14 protein-coding genes are annotated in these 16,646 nt (G+C 44.7%); 9 read left to right on the top strand and 5 right to left on the bottom strand.

Annotation, left to right across the window (positions count from 1 at the left end; translation table 11 throughout):
• Positions 1 to 29: 29 nt before the first annotated feature.
• From tssI to J4N42_RS08265, 5 genes are all read left to right on the top strand, one after another.
• Positions 30 to 2,075, top strand: coding sequence for a type VI secretion system tip protein TssI/VgrG (tssI, locus tag J4N42_RS08285; RefSeq protein ID WP_252027399.1), 2,046 nt, complete (start codon positions 30 to 32; stop codon positions 2,073 to 2,075).
• Positions 2,075 to 2,863 (top strand): DUF4123 domain-containing protein, encoded by a 789-nt coding sequence (locus J4N42_RS08280; RefSeq protein WP_252027397.1) that lies wholly within the window; start codon positions 2,075 to 2,077, stop codon positions 2,861 to 2,863. The genes tssI and J4N42_RS08280 overlap by 1 nt, the downstream gene beginning before the upstream one ends.
• Positions 2,860 to 4,935 carry a phospholipase effector Tle1 domain-containing protein gene (locus J4N42_RS08275; protein ID WP_252027396.1) on the top strand — a complete coding sequence of 692 codons (2,076 nt, stop codon included), beginning with the start codon at positions 2,860 to 2,862 and terminating at the stop codon, positions 4,933 to 4,935. Before J4N42_RS08280 ends, J4N42_RS08275 begins: the two co-directional genes overlap by 4 nt.
• Positions 4,898 to 5,668, top strand: a complete 771-nt coding sequence (locus J4N42_RS08270; RefSeq protein ID WP_252027394.1) for a DUF2931 family protein — start codon at positions 4,898 to 4,900, stop codon at positions 5,666 to 5,668. Before J4N42_RS08275 ends, J4N42_RS08270 begins: the two co-directional genes overlap by 38 nt.
• 82 nt (positions 5,669 to 5,750) lie before the next feature.
• Positions 5,751 to 6,488 (top strand): DUF2931 family protein, encoded by a 738-nt coding sequence (locus tag J4N42_RS08265; RefSeq protein WP_252027393.1) that lies wholly within the window; start codon positions 5,751 to 5,753, stop codon positions 6,486 to 6,488.
• 44 nt (positions 6,489 to 6,532) lie between these two features.
• On the opposite strand, the gene J4N42_RS08260 is transcribed toward J4N42_RS08265, so the two are convergent.
• The 4 genes from J4N42_RS08260 to radD all read right to left on the bottom strand — a co-directional run bounded on the left by J4N42_RS08260 (position 6,533) and on the right by radD (position 10,789).
• Positions 6,533 to 7,873, bottom strand: a complete 1,341-nt coding sequence (locus J4N42_RS08260) for an ATP-binding protein (protein WP_252027392.1) — start codon at positions 7,871 to 7,873, stop codon at positions 6,533 to 6,535.
• A complete protein-coding gene (locus tag J4N42_RS08255) occupies positions 7,863 to 8,522 on the bottom strand; it encodes a response regulator transcription factor (RefSeq protein ID WP_252027391.1) in 660 nt (219 codons plus the stop codon). The genes J4N42_RS08260 and J4N42_RS08255 overlap by 11 nt, the downstream gene beginning before the upstream one ends.
• 9 nt (positions 8,523 to 8,531) lie before the next feature.
• Positions 8,532 to 8,954, bottom strand: a complete 423-nt coding sequence (locus J4N42_RS08250; protein WP_252027390.1) for a PepSY domain-containing protein — start codon at positions 8,952 to 8,954, stop codon at positions 8,532 to 8,534.
• Positions 8,955 to 9,052: 98 nt separating this feature from the next.
• The gene (gene radD, locus J4N42_RS08245; RefSeq protein ID WP_252027389.1) at positions 9,053 to 10,789 is read right to left on the bottom strand and encodes a DNA repair helicase RadD; all 1,737 of its coding nucleotides are present in this window, start codon (positions 10,787 to 10,789) and stop codon (positions 9,053 to 9,055) included.
• Positions 10,790 to 10,862: 73 nt separating this feature from the next.
• Between radD and rsuA the strand changes: the two genes are divergently transcribed.
• From rsuA to J4N42_RS08230, 3 genes are all read left to right on the top strand, one after another.
• The gene (gene rsuA / locus J4N42_RS08240; RefSeq protein WP_252027388.1) at positions 10,863 to 11,558 is read left to right on the top strand and encodes a 16S rRNA pseudouridine(516) synthase RsuA; all 696 of its coding nucleotides are present in this window, start codon (positions 10,863 to 10,865) and stop codon (positions 11,556 to 11,558) included.
• A gap of 150 nt (positions 11,559 to 11,708) precedes the next feature.
• Entirely contained in the window at positions 11,709 to 12,917 is a 1,209-nt protein-coding gene (locus J4N42_RS08235; protein WP_252027387.1) for a Bcr/CflA family multidrug efflux MFS transporter, read from the top strand.
• Entirely contained in the window at positions 12,917 to 13,579 is a 663-nt protein-coding gene (locus tag J4N42_RS08230; protein WP_252027386.1) for a DUF2913 family protein, read from the top strand. The genes J4N42_RS08235 and J4N42_RS08230 overlap by 1 nt, the downstream gene beginning before the upstream one ends.
• A gap of 64 nt (positions 13,580 to 13,643) precedes the next feature.
• Here J4N42_RS08230 and J4N42_RS08225 read toward each other — a convergent pair whose 3' ends face one another.
• Positions 13,644 to 15,077 carry a DUF2867 domain-containing protein gene (locus J4N42_RS08225; RefSeq protein ID WP_252027385.1) on the bottom strand — a complete coding sequence of 478 codons (1,434 nt, stop codon included), beginning with the start codon at positions 15,075 to 15,077 and terminating at the stop codon, positions 13,644 to 13,646.
• Between the two features lie 94 nt (positions 15,078 to 15,171).
• Here J4N42_RS08225 and J4N42_RS08220 point away from each other — a divergent pair, with 94 nt between their 5' ends.
• Complete coding sequence (locus tag J4N42_RS08220) at positions 15,172 to 16,548, top strand: MATE family efflux transporter (RefSeq protein WP_252027384.1); 1,377 nt, start codon at positions 15,172 to 15,174, stop codon at positions 16,546 to 16,548.
• Positions 16,549 to 16,646: the final 98 nt, after the last annotated feature.

The raw sequence follows: 16,646 nt of genomic DNA, 5'->3' as shown, positions 1-16,646 counted from the left end.
CCCGGGGATAGCGGGTTTGAGGGCGTAAGATGGCAACATTGCGATACAGTATCAGCGTTGAAGGACAAAGCGAGGAGCTATTCGTTGTCCGAGAATTTGATGCACACGAGTCATTATCCTCGATTCAAATTAGTGAGGACGTGCAATGTCACGGATATCGATACGATGTTGCTCTTGCTAGCCGGCAGCACACTGTTACAGCGGAGCAGATTGTCGATAAGAACGTTGAACTCAGTATGTTTAGAAATGGTGAGCGAGTTCGTACCGTACATGGAATTGTACGTTCATTCAGTAAAGGCGATACAGGCCATAGCTACACCTTTTATTCGTTGGTATTCGTTCCCGCTATAGAACGCCTATCTTTGCGCCATAACAGTCGAACTTTCCAACAACACACCGCCGCAGATATCATTTCCGTTCTGCTTCAAGAAAATGGCATCGACAACTATTCTTTTGCGCTAAAGCGGGAGCTCACCCAGCGAGAGTTCTGCGTTCAGTATCGAGAAACGGATTTAGCATTCATTGAGCGTTTAGCGGCGGAAGAAGGACTAACGTACAGTTTTATCCATGAACAAGGTAAACACACGGTCATTTTCAGCGATGCGTCGGATAGCTTGCCACTGCTAGGTGAGCCCGTTACTTACAACAATATTTCCGGTGGCATAGCAGAAGACGCATACATATGTGGTTTAACTGAGCGTAAACAAAGCGATGTATGCCATTCGGCACTGAGTGACTACAGCTTCAAAAAACCAGAGTACTTATTTGCCCAAACGCTAAGCGCAACAGGGGACACGGCCGTGCAGTACGAGCACTATGATTTTCCAGGCCGATTCAAAGATGATGAGACGGGGAGTGCGTTCAATGACATACGCTTACAAGCTCTGAGGCGAAACTCTCATATTGCCTTAGCAAAAGGTGACCATCAGTCATTGCAGGCTGGACTTAACTTTACGTTGATGGACCACCTCAACCCGGACATGAATCGACATTGGTTGGTGGTAGGTCTAGTGTCTAGAGGCGAGCAGCCACAAGCGTTAGAGGAAGAAGCTGGCGCTGGCGCAACGACCTTTAAAAGCGACTTAACGCTGATCCCAACAACCAACAATTGGCAAGCAGAACCTCAACCCAAACCTAAAGTGGATGGACCTTGTGTGGCAACCGTCGTAGGGCCGCTTGGAGAAGAAATATTTTGTGATGAACATGGACGCGTGAAACTGCACTTCCCTTGGGATCGCTACTCCAACAGTGATGAACATAGTTCGTGTTGGATTCGTGTATCTCAAGGCTGGGCAGGTGCTCAGTATGGGATGATGTCGCTGCCAAGGATCGGCCAAGAGGTGATTGTCTCCTTTCTCAATGGTGACCCTGACCAACCTATCGTAACGGGGAGAAGTTATCACGCTCAAAACCGTCTTCCATATTCGTTGCCGGACCATAAGACTAAAACGGTGATGCGCAGTAAAACCCATCAAGGGGAAGGGTTTAATGAACTAAGCTTCGAAGACCTTGCTGGTGAAGAACAGATATATCTACATGCGCAAAAAGATCTCAATTGCGCGATAAATAACGATAGCACCACGCACGTTTTTCACGATCACCATACCCTTGTTGAAAGTAACCAATTTAAGCAAATCACCGTTAACCAGCACAGCACAACTACTGGTGAAAGTCGATTGGCTGTAAAAGGGAACAAAGTTGACATCAACCACGCCAGTATCCAACAACAAGTGGCTAATAAGTATGTCGCTCAAGCAGGAAGAGAAGTTCACCTAAAAAGCGGTGCGAAAGTAGTGATTGAAGCGGGCGCAGAGATCACCCTGAAAGCTGGTGGCAGTTTTGTCAAAGTGGACGGTTCGGGTGTTCATTTGGTAGGCCCTGCTATCAATCTAAATGCTGGTGGAAGTGCTGGGCAGGGCAGTGGATTCCAAGGTGACATTGCAGAACTACCGGGTGGAGTGGAATCACCACTACCTCCAGAAGTACCAAAAACGGTGTCCTACCAAGCGTTGTTGAAAGCTGAGCAGTTAGGTTCCCCAGCTGTACCAGTTTGCCCACTGTCGGAGGAATCCTAATGCTTGGAACGTGGTTAAACGATAATGCAGCGTCGAAATATTGGTTGGTTGATGCAAACACTTACAACACAGCTATCAAAAAGAATGATGGGTTTGCATTCGATGAGGCTATTCCCCTGTTTAAAGGAGCGCTATTTGCGTCGGTTCAATCTCTGAGCCCTTGGTTAATACCTTATGACGACGAAGTATCTCAGCTACCAGAAGAATTAGTATCGTTAGGTATAGGATTGGCGTCAGAGGAAAATCCTCAGGCGGTAAGCCTGCATCTACAAAGCTTGTTAATTGCTTCGTTAGATGGGGTAGAAACTATGTTTCGTTTTTACGACCGCACGGTGTTAACCAAGATGCTAGCGACTATGGAGCAGTCAGAGATTAATACTCTGCTGGGTTGTATCAGCTCAGTGGCAGTCGTTGAAGATGATCGACTCATCGTGTACGAAAACAATTCTCAGCATGAGTATGTATTCACTCCTGACACATGGTGGAAGATTAAGCCTCACCACTTAGCTCCTCTCTACGATGTAGCTTCCCACGTTCATTCTATTGAGCGGCGCTGCTGGGAATTGATACCCAATCTGCTAGCGATGCTCACCGACGTTCATCAAACCATTTCTTTTGCAGTGCATAAAGGCATCACGCGAACAGGCTCACCTGAAGAAGCAGAAAAGTATGCTCTTATCGCGATTGCGGATGAATCAGGCACTCACCTTAGTGAACTATCGCAACCTTTTCATTTAACTTTTGATGAACTCAAAGCTCTCGAGACTATTAAGGAGAATCAGGCATGAGTGGTAGTGCGATTGGTGCAAGCCCATACTGTGCGCCTTGTGAAAATATGACGCATTGGATAGAGATTGTCGTTAGGGATGAATTTAATCAGCCTTTTGAGAATGTGTCAGGAATTTTAAAAGATGCTTGTGACAATGAATTCCCAGTCGTGTTAGGTGAAGCTCCGATTCTAATTACGAACCTGGCAAGTGGCCCTGTGACCCTTCTTTTTGACAGCAATGAATGGCTAAAGGAGTCGCAATCAGATACACACAAACCCAACAAGGACGGAGAGCCTACTTTAGAGTACTCGAAAAGCTACAAGGACCATATTGGAGGGGCTCCTCAATACTTCAATGTCACAGCGGGTGACCTCACGACGCTAACTGATGACCAAGAGTTACCACTTCGTCATCAAAAAGGCCAGGCAGATAACTTAAAGCTAATCTCAGATAATAGTTATGTACTGAACGTTCGTGGGTTTAACTTTATTACGCTTCGAGTAGGTATGTTTTTTGATGGAACCGCTAACAATACCTACAGCGCTCAATGGGGTAAGCAGCAGTTGGATAAATATTATTCGACATGGCGAAATAAGTTCTATGTTCACGAAAATGAGGACATCCGAAGTTGGCCTGAAGAAATGTTCAAATATCCCAAAAACGAAAAGTTTCATTTCTTTTGGGAGGAAGACTATGCAGTCGATGGTAGTGCTTCAAATGAGCTCACAAATATACAGAAACTCCATGATTTATATCCAGATGACATATTTGATACAGAAAACTCAGTATTTATACATCCGGAGTACATTACTGGTATCGGAACGGGAAATGAAACTGATAACACCAAACCTGCTGATGAGTCGGTACTTATCGGGCAAGCAATGGGGATAGGAAGTTATGGTGTTGTCGCAAAAGTAGAAACCAGTATTGAGCAACTATGTGGCAACTTGGATTTAATTGTGAACTCCGATGCCTACGTTCAGAACAAGCTAGACGGTATTAATCGTATCGAGTTAGATGTGTTTGGCTTTAGTCGAGGAGCTGCCGCAGCAAGGCATTTTACTCACGTCGTTTCTGAAGGTCTCTCAGGATTGTTCGCGATAAAGATGGAAGAAGCTTGTAAGCGGTCCGGTGTTGCGATGAATTTTGGTTTTGATTGGGCACAAAAGGAAAGTTGTGTTGTAAAGTTTGTTGGTGTTTTTGACACTGTTGCGGCGATTCTAGATCCATTCTCTGGCGATTTCTCTCCCCATAATGAGAAAACTGGTGATGTCCGATTATGGCTCGACCCCAAGAAAGTTGAAAACGTGGTTCATTTAACGGCACACAAAAAGACCGAGTACCGTTATAACTTCTGTTTAAACAAAATAAATAATTCCGATCAGTTTTTTGAATTTGTTGTCCCTGGCTCTCACTCTGATATTGGTGGAGGTTATCACTCGAACATTGCATACAACACAATAAATTCAAAGGGTAAGGTACAATACTCTTTGCCGCTGCTTGAGAAGAAGTCCGTTGATAGAATTACAAGAAGTGTGGCCTCGTGGAATTACGACAAAGTTAAAGCAACAATTGCTGAAAGGCTAAATAAAATAATTGAAAGTGAAGTACGTTTGGGCTGGAGCAAAGATGACTATTGGATAGAGTATCGGACACTTCCTCAAGGTAAAAATGATCAAATGCAGTTACAAGGGACTCTATATGTTAAACGTTTAGTTCAAGGTGACCTATCTCGCCTTTATCTGAGAGTGATGTTCGGATTTGCTGAGAGAAGTGGTGTCCCATTAGACGATAAAGGTGGAGCTATTTGGTCAGAGGAAGGGGATAGTTATTATTCTGTTCCCACGTTTATTGGCCAATTGGGATTTGCTGAATTGTGTGATAAAGCGTTATCTTCAGCCAAAAATGGTCAGCTTTTAGATTCTCTCAATGTCGCTAATGTTGATGAGACGTCGGATTGTACTATGATGGTTAACCTTATGAAGGAAGGCTTAATCCACCACTCATCAGACCGTACCATTGCTAATAAGCCCCATAAGTCAGGAGACACATATGTTCGAGAAATATTCGAATGCCCGGATGGTAGCTAAGTTAATTGCTTGTGTTTTTGTTTATTACTTGTTTGCATCCGGATTGGCCTTCGCATTTTCAAAAACACCGGGCACACCAGTAGATATGCCTAATTGGCGCATTGGATATGCAATGTCCAGCTTATATCCGGCGAAGGTAACACGCGCATACGGTGTAAACGTCGATGCAGGCTGGACCTCTTATGTGCATAACGACATGCATTTTTTGAGTAGAACAGAGTTTGATAAAATAAAGGAATCAACTCCTTCCTATGATGGAGTTGGGTTAGCATTGGGTGTACCGGTGACAAACAAAAGACAGGTTTCTGGAACAAACGTCCTGCCAGACACTATATATATAGAGTGGGCCTCCATCTCTAATAGAAGGTTTTTCACAACCAAATGGACGCTATCTAAAGAACTGAAACAGCTTATGAGCTCGAAGGAAACTTATACCCGATGGGATGGTTTCGAAACAACGTGCTATCGTACTGACATTATTTTTGGTTTTTTGCCCAATGGCAATACTAAAATCTGGTTACGTGGGTGCGGTGAATATAGATATATCACAGAGATTGAAGCGGATGTTGAGCTGCAAGCTGACACATTTGGAAATGATGCCAGTATATACAGGGAAAATTATGGTGATTTAATTTATAAACGCGCTCAGGAGCTTGATGTACCCATCACTCCGATCCCATGGGATAAGGTGAGTAAGGTATACGCTAATGAAGAGTTCATCAAAGTTAATTAAATTTATGTAGATATACCAAGTTCATCAATTATGAGTTGGGTTAAATCAGGCTGTTGAAGTAATTATAATGCGACTTTTAAATATGCGTATAACAGTCATTGTTGTTTCAACACAAGTTATGATTTCTGCAGGTTGTACTGCAGAACAGCTAGAGCAATCGGAACCTACTGATTGGCGAGTAAGCATCGCTATGCCATCTTTTTACCCTGTAAAAGTAACTCAAGCATATGGAGTAAATGAGAAATACGATTGGACTTCAATGCTGCACGGCTTTACGCAATTTATGACTATTAGTAAGCTAGATTCTGTGCAGAGGATGTTGCCTGATTACGATGGTTTTGGGTTGCCAGTGCAAACTGTAGCGTTGACCAGTAGGCAGCAGGTTATGCCCACAAATGTGTTACCAGATACACTTTACTTGTATTGGGTATCGTTAATCAACAATGGCTTCTACGCTACGGAGTTTAAGTTAACAGAGGAAGTCAAAATGCTTGCCAAAGAAAAGATAACTTATACTCGATCTAACGGATTTGTTGATGATCGATGTTATCGAACAGAGTTTGTTTTTGGCATGCTTCCCAATGGTCATGCTAAGGTTTGGCTAAAAGGTTGTGATCAGCTTATCTATATTGATGATCTGGAGCCTGCTGTTGTGTCAGATAGAGACAGCTTTGGTTATACGGCAGAGGTATATGATCAAAGTTCCTACAAACAACGTATTAAAAAGAGAGCCGAAGAAGCTGGGGCGACGATAGACCCGATCCCATGGGATAAGGTAAACCGCGTTTATGCGAATTTTGAAATAAAGACCTTAAATTGAGAAAACGCCTGACGAAAGTCAGGCGTTTTTGTTTGTGAGCTTGCCTATGAGTGCTTAAGCCTAAGCTGTGCTTTCAAACCTCCCATTGGGCTTGGGTGCAGTGTTAAAGCGCCTCGATAGCTATGGGCCATTTCACTAACGATATTTAACCCTAACCCTGTTCCAGGTGTCGTTTCATCTAGTCGCACGCCTCGGCGAATAGCGGAGTCTAAATCTTGTTCTGGAATTCCAGGGCCATCATCTTCGATGTTGATAATGATGTCACCATCTTCTGAGGTAGTGGAATGAACACGAATGATTGAACTCGCCCATTTGTATCCGTTCTCAAGCAGATTTCCAACCATCTCATCTAAATCTGTAGGGTCGACAGCTACATCAAGTTCCGAATCTAATTCATTGATTAAGACGACTTCTCTTTCCGCGTAGACTTTATCAAATGCCATAGAGATAGCGTCTATGCGCTCACTTGGGTTAGATTTCACCGAGAGAATGTTCATTGAACCTGCCATTCTCGCTCTGCCTAGGTGGTAATCAATCTGAGTCTGGATCTGATCGACGGGCGTGAACAAACGTTTCTGATCCTCAATATCGAGTGTTGATATTTCGTTCTTGAGTACGGAAAGTGGCGTTTTTAGAGCATGTGAAAGGTTTCCACCATGGTGCCTTGCCCGAGCTAGAAGCTCTTGGTAGTGGAAGAGTAGGGCATTGAGGTCGGATACCACAGGGGAGACTTCTTTAGGGTACTCAGAACTGAGTGCGTCTTGCTTGCCTGCTTTCAAAGCTGCCAGTTCGCGTTGCATTTTTCCTAATGGGCGTAAAGACCAGCTGACCTGCAAGCCAATTAAGATAAGTACGCCACTAAAGAGCAGGCCTAGAATGATCCATAGCTGTCCAATAATGTCCGTTAAGGTGTGTTCAAGTGGGTCTTCGTCTAAGCCGATAATCACTTCAACGGGTTTGGAAAACTCAGGTAGATAGATGGTTTGAGAAATGTAGATGAGCTTTTCATCTTTGGCACCACGAACTGTTTTGATAGGGCCTTTCTTTTCTAACTTAAGATCTCTGTCCCATAGAGAGCGAGAACGTAACGTTTGTTCGCCACTTTTCGCTGCCCAATATAAGCCACTGTATGGTTGGTTGAATCGTGGGTCCGAAAGACGGCTAGTCAGCGACAGTTGTCCATTTTGGTCAGCCTCGATATTGGCTGTGATTTCATCCATTGCCAGTCGAAGTTGACTTTTTACATCGCCCACTAAGTAGTCGTTGACCAGGCTAGGTATGATGATGCCCGCGGCCAAAATCATTGCGCTTAACCACAGAGAAGCCGCAAGTAACAAGCGGCTTTTCAAGCTCAAACGTTTGATGTATGACACCTTAGTTAGCATTAAGTTGGTACCCCAAACCTCGTACCGTTTTAATTACTTTTGGTGCGATTTTTTTACGGATCCGACCGATGAATACTTCAATGGTGTTGGAATCGCGGTCGAAGTCCTGTTTATAGATGTGCTCTACAAGTTCAGTTCGAGAGATGACCTTTTCTGGGTTGTGCATAAAGTAGGCAACGACTTTGTATTCTAACGCTGTAAGGCTTACCGCTTGGCCTTGCCACATTACTTTTGAGGTACGTGTATCTAAGCTGAGATCGCCAATTTGCATCACTGGAGAAGCATTTCCAGAAGCACGGCGCAGCTGCGCACGGATTCGAGCAATGAGTTCGACCATTTCAAATGGTTTAGTTAGATAATCGTCAGCGCCTGCATTTAATCCCTCAACACGCTGAGTCAGTGTGTCTCGTGCACTAAGGATGACGACAGGGGTATTGATGTTTTCATCTCGAATCCCTTTTAACACGGTTAATCCATCGAGTTTTGGCAAGCCTAAATCGAGTACGATGACGTCCCACTCTTCAGATGTCGCTCTGTATAACGCATCGATGCCGTCTTGAGATAGTTCAGGTACCCAGCCTGTTTGCTCAAGGGTTTCAATGATCTGTTCGCCAAGTCTTGGGTCGTCTTCTACTACGAGTATTTTCATTATTGGTCTCTACTTTTTGATGACTTCGAGTAAGTTACGGCCTTTGATCTCGACCATTTCTAGAGTGGCTGCGTTGTATTCCACTTTAATAACGTTGTTTTCATGAACTAATTTAAGTTCATAAAACCACTCGTCGTCATCTTCTTCTAACTCAACTTTGATCACGCGCCCATTCAATTCACGGTCGATCGTCTCATAGAGGTCAGAAAAGGGTTTAATGAGGCCATTTTGCACAGCTTCATAAACTTCATCTTGGTCTTCATCAATTTCAATGCTCGCGCCTTCTTTGTACGCATCCTGAACCAGTTCATGGCCATCATGGTCGTGGTTTTTTGCGTAGGCAGGAAGTGATGACAAACTAAAGATGCTGATGCTAGCGAGTAGTGCGGCTAACGAGAGTTTCCCCACTGTCTTTGAGTGTGTGAGCTGCATAGTGAAACCTTTCTTTCAGTGATAGCAACAGTATAAGTAAATGAACATGAATAGAAAGTGAACCAAAGCACCTGTGCTGATATCGGGAGAAACAGAGTTTATTTCAGTTCATCTTCAAAAATTTTGTCGCGCATTTTCCAAAAACGTCCGACTTTGCGGGCAATAACAAATTGCGGAGGGCGAAATCGATGCTGATTCGCCACAACCTTGGTTGGTGAGGCGTCCTCAAAGGGACGATGCCGATCCGCTAGGTGTGGGCGAACAAATTGATCTTTGAAATTCTGTTTTTGTTTTTTGGTCGTGAGAGACCAAAACTCGTGAACTTGCGCTTGGTTTTCACCTAAGAAGGTGACTTTAAGTTGAGATTTCCCTTCTTGTGATTTGTGGACGGAGAGCTGCATATCAGTGCACTGAAAGACTAACGCGTCTTTCAGGCTTAATGCCTCTTTAAGCTTTTTGTCTGGGTCGACCAATGTCGCATCACATTCATGGCAGATACGAGCTGCAATGTCGTTGTCAGCACCACATTCATTGCAGTATTTCGCGCGAAAGCGATAGCCACAATGTTCACGTTCTTCTGTTTCTTCATCGACGAAGAACCCTTGGCAACGGCGCCCAAAATGCTCTAGCAGGAAACCGTTGGAATCCAGCTTACCCCAGAAGTTGTTGTTAAACCCGCAAGCTGGGCAGGGGATGGTTATGATTTCGCTATCCGAATCTGGCTTTGGATCTCCGACTTCGGGTTGGTAAAGGTCGTAGCTGTTGCCAGCATAATCTAATACCAAACACTCAGACTTTCCTGGGGAAAGCCTTAATCCACGCCCAACGATTTGTTGGTAAAGACTGATGGACTCGGTTGGCCTCAAGATTGCGATAAGATCAACATGAGGGGCGTCAAAGCCTGTGGTTAGTACCGATACATTAACGAGAAATTTAATCTCTCGATTTTTGAAGCGAGTAATGATGTCGTCCCGCTCTTGAGTGGGAGTATCTCCAATCACAATGGCTGACTGTTCACTCGGTAGTAAGCCTAGAATCTCCTGAGCGTGACGAACAGTCGCAGCAAAAATCATGACACCTAACTTTTCTTGAGCGAGGTGGTGGATTTGGTCGACGATTTGAGGTGTTGCACGCTTCGCTTTGTCGATAACCATGTCCAATTCGGCTTCTTTGTATCGGCCGGTGCTCGCGGGTTTTATTTGCGAAAAATCGTAGGACAGCACGGGCGCGTCCATCATTCTGGCTGGGGTTAGAAAGTTTTCGTCAAGCAGATAGCGGATTGGTAGCTCAAAAATACAGTCGCGAAAGAAACGTGGCTCTTCGCTGCGTACTTGACCGCGAGTGTGGTACTGGTATATCCATCCCATGCCAAGTCGATAAGGTGTTGCCGTTAACCCAAGGACTTTAATTCCGGGGTTCAGCTCTCTTAAATGTGTGATGACTTTCTGATAGCTGCTGCTCTTCTCGTCTGGAACGCGATGGCATTCATCGATAACCAAAAGTGAAAATTGGTTCTTAAATTCGTCTAGGTTGCGAACGACCGACTGGACTGATGCAAATACAACTTGTTGGTCGGTTTCTTTTCTACCTAATCCCGCGGAAAAGATTGAGCCCTTGAGTCCATACCCTTCGTACTTAGCATGATTCTGCTCGACCAACTCTTTTACGTGGGCCAACACCAGCACGCGACCTTTGGCTAGGCGAGCCAGTTCGGCTATGACTAAGCTTTTACCTGCTCCGGTTGGAAGGACAATAACCGAAGGTGTAGAGTGCTTTCTAAAGTAGTGAATAACTGCTTTAACAGAATCGGCTTGGTAGGGGCGTAATGTGTACATGAAATATGTGAAATAGCTCAACTATTACGAGAAAGAAGACTATAATACCCGACTTAAGAAAGATGAGGTATTCATGCGTTTAGATAAATTTTTGTGTGATGCACTGGGTGCAACACGAAAAGAAGCCACCAAGATATTGAAAACAGGCACAGTGACCGTTAATGACACCGTAGTGAAAAGCGGTGCAACTAAAGTGACTGAAGAGTGTGAGGTAGTGTGGCAAGGCAATCAACTTAGAGTTCAAGGGCCACGTTACATCATGCTGTATAAGCCTGAAGGCTTCGTATGCTCGCATGAAGATAGCTCAAATCGCATCGTATTCGACTTGCTCGACGAAATTAAAATGGATCAACTGCATATTGCTGGTCGTTTGGATGTTGATACAACAGGCTTAGTTTTGATTACCGATGACGGTCAATGGTCACATCGAATTACTTCTCCGAAGCATAAGTGTGAAAAAACTTACCGCGTTTGGTTAGTAGACCCGGTTGAAGATGACTATGTTGAAAAATTCAAGCAAGGTATTCAACTAAAGAGTGAAACCAATTTAACGCTTCCTGCGCACTTAGAAGTGAGAGCAGATCGGGAAGTACTGCTTACCATTCACGAAGGTAAATATCACCAAGTGAAGCGTATGTTTGCAGCGCTAGGCAATAAAGTGGAAGCCCTCCACCGCGAACGTATCGGTGAGATCGAGATGGATGAATCTCTGGAGTTGGGCGAGTACCGCTATTTGACTGAAGACGAAGTAAATTCTATTTGGAAATAATTCTCTAACCGGGAAATAGTTTATTTCCTATCAAGACCTAGTCTTTTACCGAAGTATCAATGAAGATGGTTCGGATATTATATCTTACTTCTTCCGATTTGGTTGCAGCACGGAAGCTGCAACACAGTCCGCAACCAATTTGGGAACTTCATGACAGAGAAAACTCTTTCACAAGCATCAACCGCACCACAAATCGGCTTCATCTTATTTGCGGTATTGGGTGCGATAGGGGCATTGACGCCTCTTGCTATCGACATGTACTTACCTGCAATGCCGGATATCGCTAATGATCTCGGTGTGACTGCGGGTGATGTTCAGTTCACTTTAACGGCTTATACGGCTGGTTTCGCTATTGGGCAGTTATTGCATGGCCCACTCGCTGACAGTTTTGGTCGCCGACCAATACTGCTTCTAGGGGTATTCTTCTTTGCTATAGCAGCGGTGTTTAGCGCGACGACAACAGGCATTGATTCACTAACTTACATTCGTTTTGCTCAGGGCTTCGCTGGCGCGGCAGCAGCTGTGGTTATTCAAGCTCTGGTTCGCGATATGTTCGATCGTGAAGATTTTGCTCGTGCGATGTCTTTTGTCACTCTAGTGATGACCGTCGCTCCACTTGTGGCCCCAATGATTGGTGGGCACTTAGCGATTTGGTTTGGTTGGCGTTCTATTTTTTGGGTATTGGCCATTTTTGCGGTGGTAGTGATCGCATTAGTGATGTGGCGCATTCCTGAAACGTTAAGTGCCGACAAGCGTCAGCCTTTACGTTTAGGTACTACATTGCGTAACTATGCAGGCTTGTTTAAAAATCCAGTAGCGATGGGGCTGATTTTCTCTGGAGCCTTTTCGTTCGCGGGGATGTTTGCGTTTTTAACTGCTGGCGCTTTTGTCTATATTGATATTTTCGGTGTTAGACCTGATCAATTCGGTTATTTATTTGGGCTCAATATTGTCGCCATGTTTATCATGACAACGATTAACGGACGACTGGTTAAAAAAGTCGGCTCCCATACGATGCTTCGCTTTGGATTGCTGGTTCAGTTGGTTGCCGGCATAGGCTTGGTCGCTGGTTGGGTGTTGGATATGGGGCTCTGGGGCACCGTACCTTTTGTGGTTCTGTTTATCGGCACCATCTCTACTATTGGTAGTAATACAATGGGTCTACTCTTAAGTGGATATCCAACAATGGCTGGTACCGCTTCATCGCTTGCGGGAACATTACGTTTTGGCACAGGTTCTTTGATGGGGGCTGTAGTCGCGGCGATGCCAGGTGGTGAAACTTGGCCGATGGTTTTTGTAATGGCAGCGTGCGCAGTGCTGTCGATTGGTTTCTATTGGACATTAGGAAGAAAAGCATAGTGTCAAACTACACTGTTGAGATTCAAAGGTTAGTGAATACCGCGCTGGCTGAAATGGATGCAGAACATAAGACGGGTAAACTGGCCAACGCGCCAGTGGCAAACAATCACTTTTTGGTTCGTTGGGTTACTAAAGCACTGAAAGGTCAACGCTTTCCTCGTGTCGTGGGGGATGATCTGACACGCTGGCAAAAAGCAGGGCGTTCAAAAGGTAATGACGCTGGGTTGTTGTTCACGTTCAAGCGTATTTCCGCATTTTATGCAAAGTTTTTCTCTGCAGAAGGAGAGAGTAAAGAGCTAAAAGACAGTGATATTGAATCCTTCTTAGATAAGATGATTGAAGACGGCTGGGACGTATCTACAGCTGAGCCTTTGGTCGATTGTGGAAAGGTGCAGTTCTTTACCGAGGGACTTAACTCACTGGCGTTATGTGCAAACCAATGCGATGCATGTTTTGACGGTGAGCTGTTAGTAAAACCAATGAGTTGGTTTGTTCGTGGCAATCACGCAGAGTTTGTTGAAAAGGCGAGTAATGCGGGCTTTATGGTACACAAAGTGACGGATTATAAATCTTCGGTTAAATACCACGGTGAATACTTAATATTCCCTAGCAACCAAGGTAATCAACTTGCAGAGATCCCGCTCTCGTTTATAGCGGACTAAGAATGTGATTTAAAAGGCTCAAATCTACAAATAGTCATGAGCCTTTTCTTTTTCTATGAGGGAGTTAGTTCTCTTTGCTGGCTTTCTTGACAATAGCTCTCACCATACCGAAGAAGATAAACAGGTGAGCTGGCATCATTGCAAACCAATACAATAGCCCAAGAAAGCCTTTTGGGTGCCACCAGGCGGTGACATTGAGCTCTCGCTCGTCACCTAAGTCTCGAATTGTGACTTCGAGGCGGCCTAGCCCCGGACCTTTCATACCAAATAGTAACGAAAGAAATTGATTCGGTTCGCAGCGAATCACCTTCCAAGAATCGATGAAGTCACCGACCTGGAGTTCTGGGCCAGGAGGAGAGCGGCGAATCGGACGCTTGCCGCCAAAGAAGATGTCTAACCATTCCCGAGTGCGCCAGAGTATATTCGCAAAAAAATAACCCTCTTCACGGCTTCCAAGTTTTCTAGCCACTTTCCACAGCACTGATGCAGGTAATGACGTTTTAATACTTGCTCCAGCTTGCTTCGGGTAGTAGCCAAAACCAGCCTGCCAACGTTCTAGGGCAGTTGGGTCATAACCCCAAACATTACTGCGTATGAATGTACCTTCGCTTTCTAATGACTCTTGCACCATTTGTTCAAAACTAACCAGTGATTGAGGGAACTTGCTTTGTAAAGGAGAGGCGTTGGCGACGTAGTCGTGGGTTAATCCAGCCAGTAGTGCTCGCCCTATATTTGATGGAACGGATGTGACGACGCCTAACCAGTATGAAGCGATGTTTGGTGTCATCAATGGCGTTGACCATAACCGAAGTGGTTTGTTAGCCGCTTTAGCGATAATGGAAAACTGTTCCCTGTATGTGAGCGTGTCGGGGCCACCCGCTTCAAAAATGTTGCTGTCGGTTGGAGAATGTTTAGCAAGTTGAATCAGATAGTGGTTGAGGTTTTTGAGTGCAATAGGGTTTGCTCTGGAGTCGACCCATTTAGGAGCAATGAGTATCGGTAGGTTATAAACAAAATCACGCATAATCTCGAAAGCGGCAGAGCCGGGGCCGACGATAACACCAGCTCTGATTTCGGTAATGGGAACACCACTACTTCTAAGTACATCACCCGTTTGTTTACGGGCTTGTAAGTGCGGTGAAGAGCCATTATTAGGCTGAATAGCACTTAAGTAGATCACATGTTGAACTGAGCTGCCTTTTAAGGCATTTTTTACATTATGAGCAAGTGATATTTCGTAATCAATGAAGTCATGACCTTCAGCCATTCCGTGTACTAGGAAATAGACTAAGTCGAACTGAGGCAGCAGGGCAGAGGTTTCATTTGTGTCGGCGAGATCTAAGTACTTAAACTTTAGATTAGGGTGAGGGGTTGTTCTGGCTTTTAAGTAATCAATATGTCGCGCAGAAGCGGTGACGTTGTAACCTTGATCGAGAAGTTGCGGGAGCAGCTGAGAGCCTACGTAACCCGATGCACCTAATACCAGAACGTTTTTCATTTATTGTCCTTATGGTTATTGTGGTCGAACTGTATTCGCCAGAGTATAATCAAAGCGCACTTTGCTAATTTTTTCAACACCTTGGAGCTATCCGTTGAACACCTTTTCTCAAGTTCTATATCACACACGAGGCGATTTTCTTCGCCGGATCATAGCGATTGCGCTTCCCATAACGCTGCAAAGCATTATGTTTTCAAGTCGTAGTCTCGTGGATGTGTTGATGCTTGGACAGCTTGGCGAGGCAGAAATTGCGGCGGTTGGTGTCGCAGCCAGAGCGACGTTTGTCACCACAATTATGTTAGTTGGGGTGACCACAGGGGGCGCATTGCTCACAGCTCAGTACTGGGGTGCGGCTGATAAAGCAGGCGTACGAGAAAGTACAGCGTTGACTTGGCTTGTATCCATGCTCTTCGCTGCCTTTACTGTCGTGTTGTTTGTATTATTTCCTAGCCAAATCATGTCGCTGACAACTGACTCGACTGAAGTGAATCAGTTGGGTAGCCAGTATTTGGTCATCACTGCTGTCAGTATGTTTGCGGTGGCGTGTGTTGCCAGTATGTCAGTTGGATTACGTTCAATGCACAAGCCAGGAGTGAGTACATTCTTCAGTGGCATTGGTATTGTTTCTAATATCTTTCTTAACTGGATTTTGATCTTTGGTAAGTTTGGCGTCCCTGCGATGGGAATTAAAGGTGCGGCAATTGCAACCATTTTGAGTGGAGCAATTGAAGTTAGCACGCTATACGGTTACCTGTATTTTAAAAAGCATTTGTTGGCATTTGGCTTTCAAGACATCAGGAACATTTTCGATTGGCATAAAATCAGTCGATTTTTGAAATTGTCTTTACCTACGACATTTAATTTTCTTGCATGGGCAGGGGGCTTGTTTGCTTATCATGCCATTATGGGGCAGTCCGGTGTACAAGGGTTAGCGGCACTTTCTGTAATGACACCAGTTGAGTCTATATCTCTTGCCTTGCTTATTGGTGTTTCCAATGCCGCAGCAGTGCTGGTGGGCAATCAACTTGGGGCGAAGAATTATGACGCCGTTTATTATCAAGCTATTGGGTTAACTATTGTCAACGTGTTGGTTGGTATTGCGGTCGCAGTATTGCTGTTTTTTGCACAAGGCTTTGTATTAGATGCATTTAGTGCTCTGACCGAAGAGACTCGTCTATTAGCAGAGAAATTTATGCTTGTTCTATGTATAGGCATTATTTTGCGGTCGGTACCGATGATTGTCATTGTTGGTATTTTGAGAGCGGGCGGGGACGTGAAGTTCTGTTTGTATCAGGACCTTGTTGCCCAGTGGCTAATTAGCATTCCTCTTGCGGCATTCGCAGCTATTGGGCTCGGCTGGGAGCCTGAATGGGTCTATTTACTGTTCTTAACAGAAGAGGCCATTAAGTGGGGAGGTTCCCTATACAGAATGAAAAGCAAGAAGTGGATGAAGAATTTGATTGAAAACTAGACGTCGCGCGGCTAGGTATTGCAAATTAATGCATATCTTGTGATCTAGTATCCAAAATACTTCCTACAAACGGGGATTTAGTGTAGATTCATTCCCCA

This window comes from Vibrio sp. SCSIO 43135, from assembly GCF_023716665.1.
Classification (GTDB): domain Bacteria; phylum Pseudomonadota; class Gammaproteobacteria; order Enterobacterales; family Vibrionaceae; genus Vibrio; species Vibrio paucivorans.
The sequence above is the reverse complement of the archived record's forward strand: the minus strand, read 5'-3'. Positions and strand labels throughout refer to the sequence as shown.

Coding starts and splice junctions, on each gene's coding strand:
- J4N42_RS08235 (WP_252027387.1), top strand. CDS start 11,709: ATGACAGAGAAAACTCTTTCACAAGCATCAACCGCACCACAAATCGGC.
- J4N42_RS08275 (WP_252027396.1), top strand. CDS start 2,860: ATGAGTGGTAGTGCGATTGGTGCAAGCCCATACTGTGCGCCTTGTGAA.
- J4N42_RS08255 (WP_252027391.1), bottom strand. CDS start 8,522: ATGAAAATACTCGTAGTAGAAGACGACCCAAGACTTGGCGAACAGATC.
- tssI (WP_252027399.1), top strand. CDS start 30: ATGGCAACATTGCGATACAGTATCAGCGTTGAAGGACAAAGCGAGGAG.
- J4N42_RS08265 (WP_252027393.1), top strand. CDS start 5,751: ATGCGTATAACAGTCATTGTTGTTTCAACACAAGTTATGATTTCTGCA.
- J4N42_RS08270 (WP_252027394.1), top strand. CDS start 4,898: ATGTTCGAGAAATATTCGAATGCCCGGATGGTAGCTAAGTTAATTGCT.
- J4N42_RS08225 (WP_252027385.1), bottom strand. CDS start 15,077: ATGAAAAACGTTCTGGTATTAGGTGCATCGGGTTACGTAGGCTCTCAG.
- J4N42_RS08250 (WP_252027390.1), bottom strand. CDS start 8,954: ATGCAGCTCACACACTCAAAGACAGTGGGGAAACTCTCGTTAGCCGCA.
- J4N42_RS08280 (WP_252027397.1), top strand. CDS start 2,075: ATGCTTGGAACGTGGTTAAACGATAATGCAGCGTCGAAATATTGGTTG.
- rsuA (WP_252027388.1), top strand. CDS start 10,863: ATGCGTTTAGATAAATTTTTGTGTGATGCACTGGGTGCAACACGAAAA.
- J4N42_RS08260 (WP_252027392.1), bottom strand. CDS start 7,873: ATGCTAACTAAGGTGTCATACATCAAACGTTTGAGCTTGAAAAGCCGC.
- radD (WP_252027389.1), bottom strand. CDS start 10,789: ATGTACACATTACGCCCCTACCAAGCCGATTCTGTTAAAGCAGTTATT.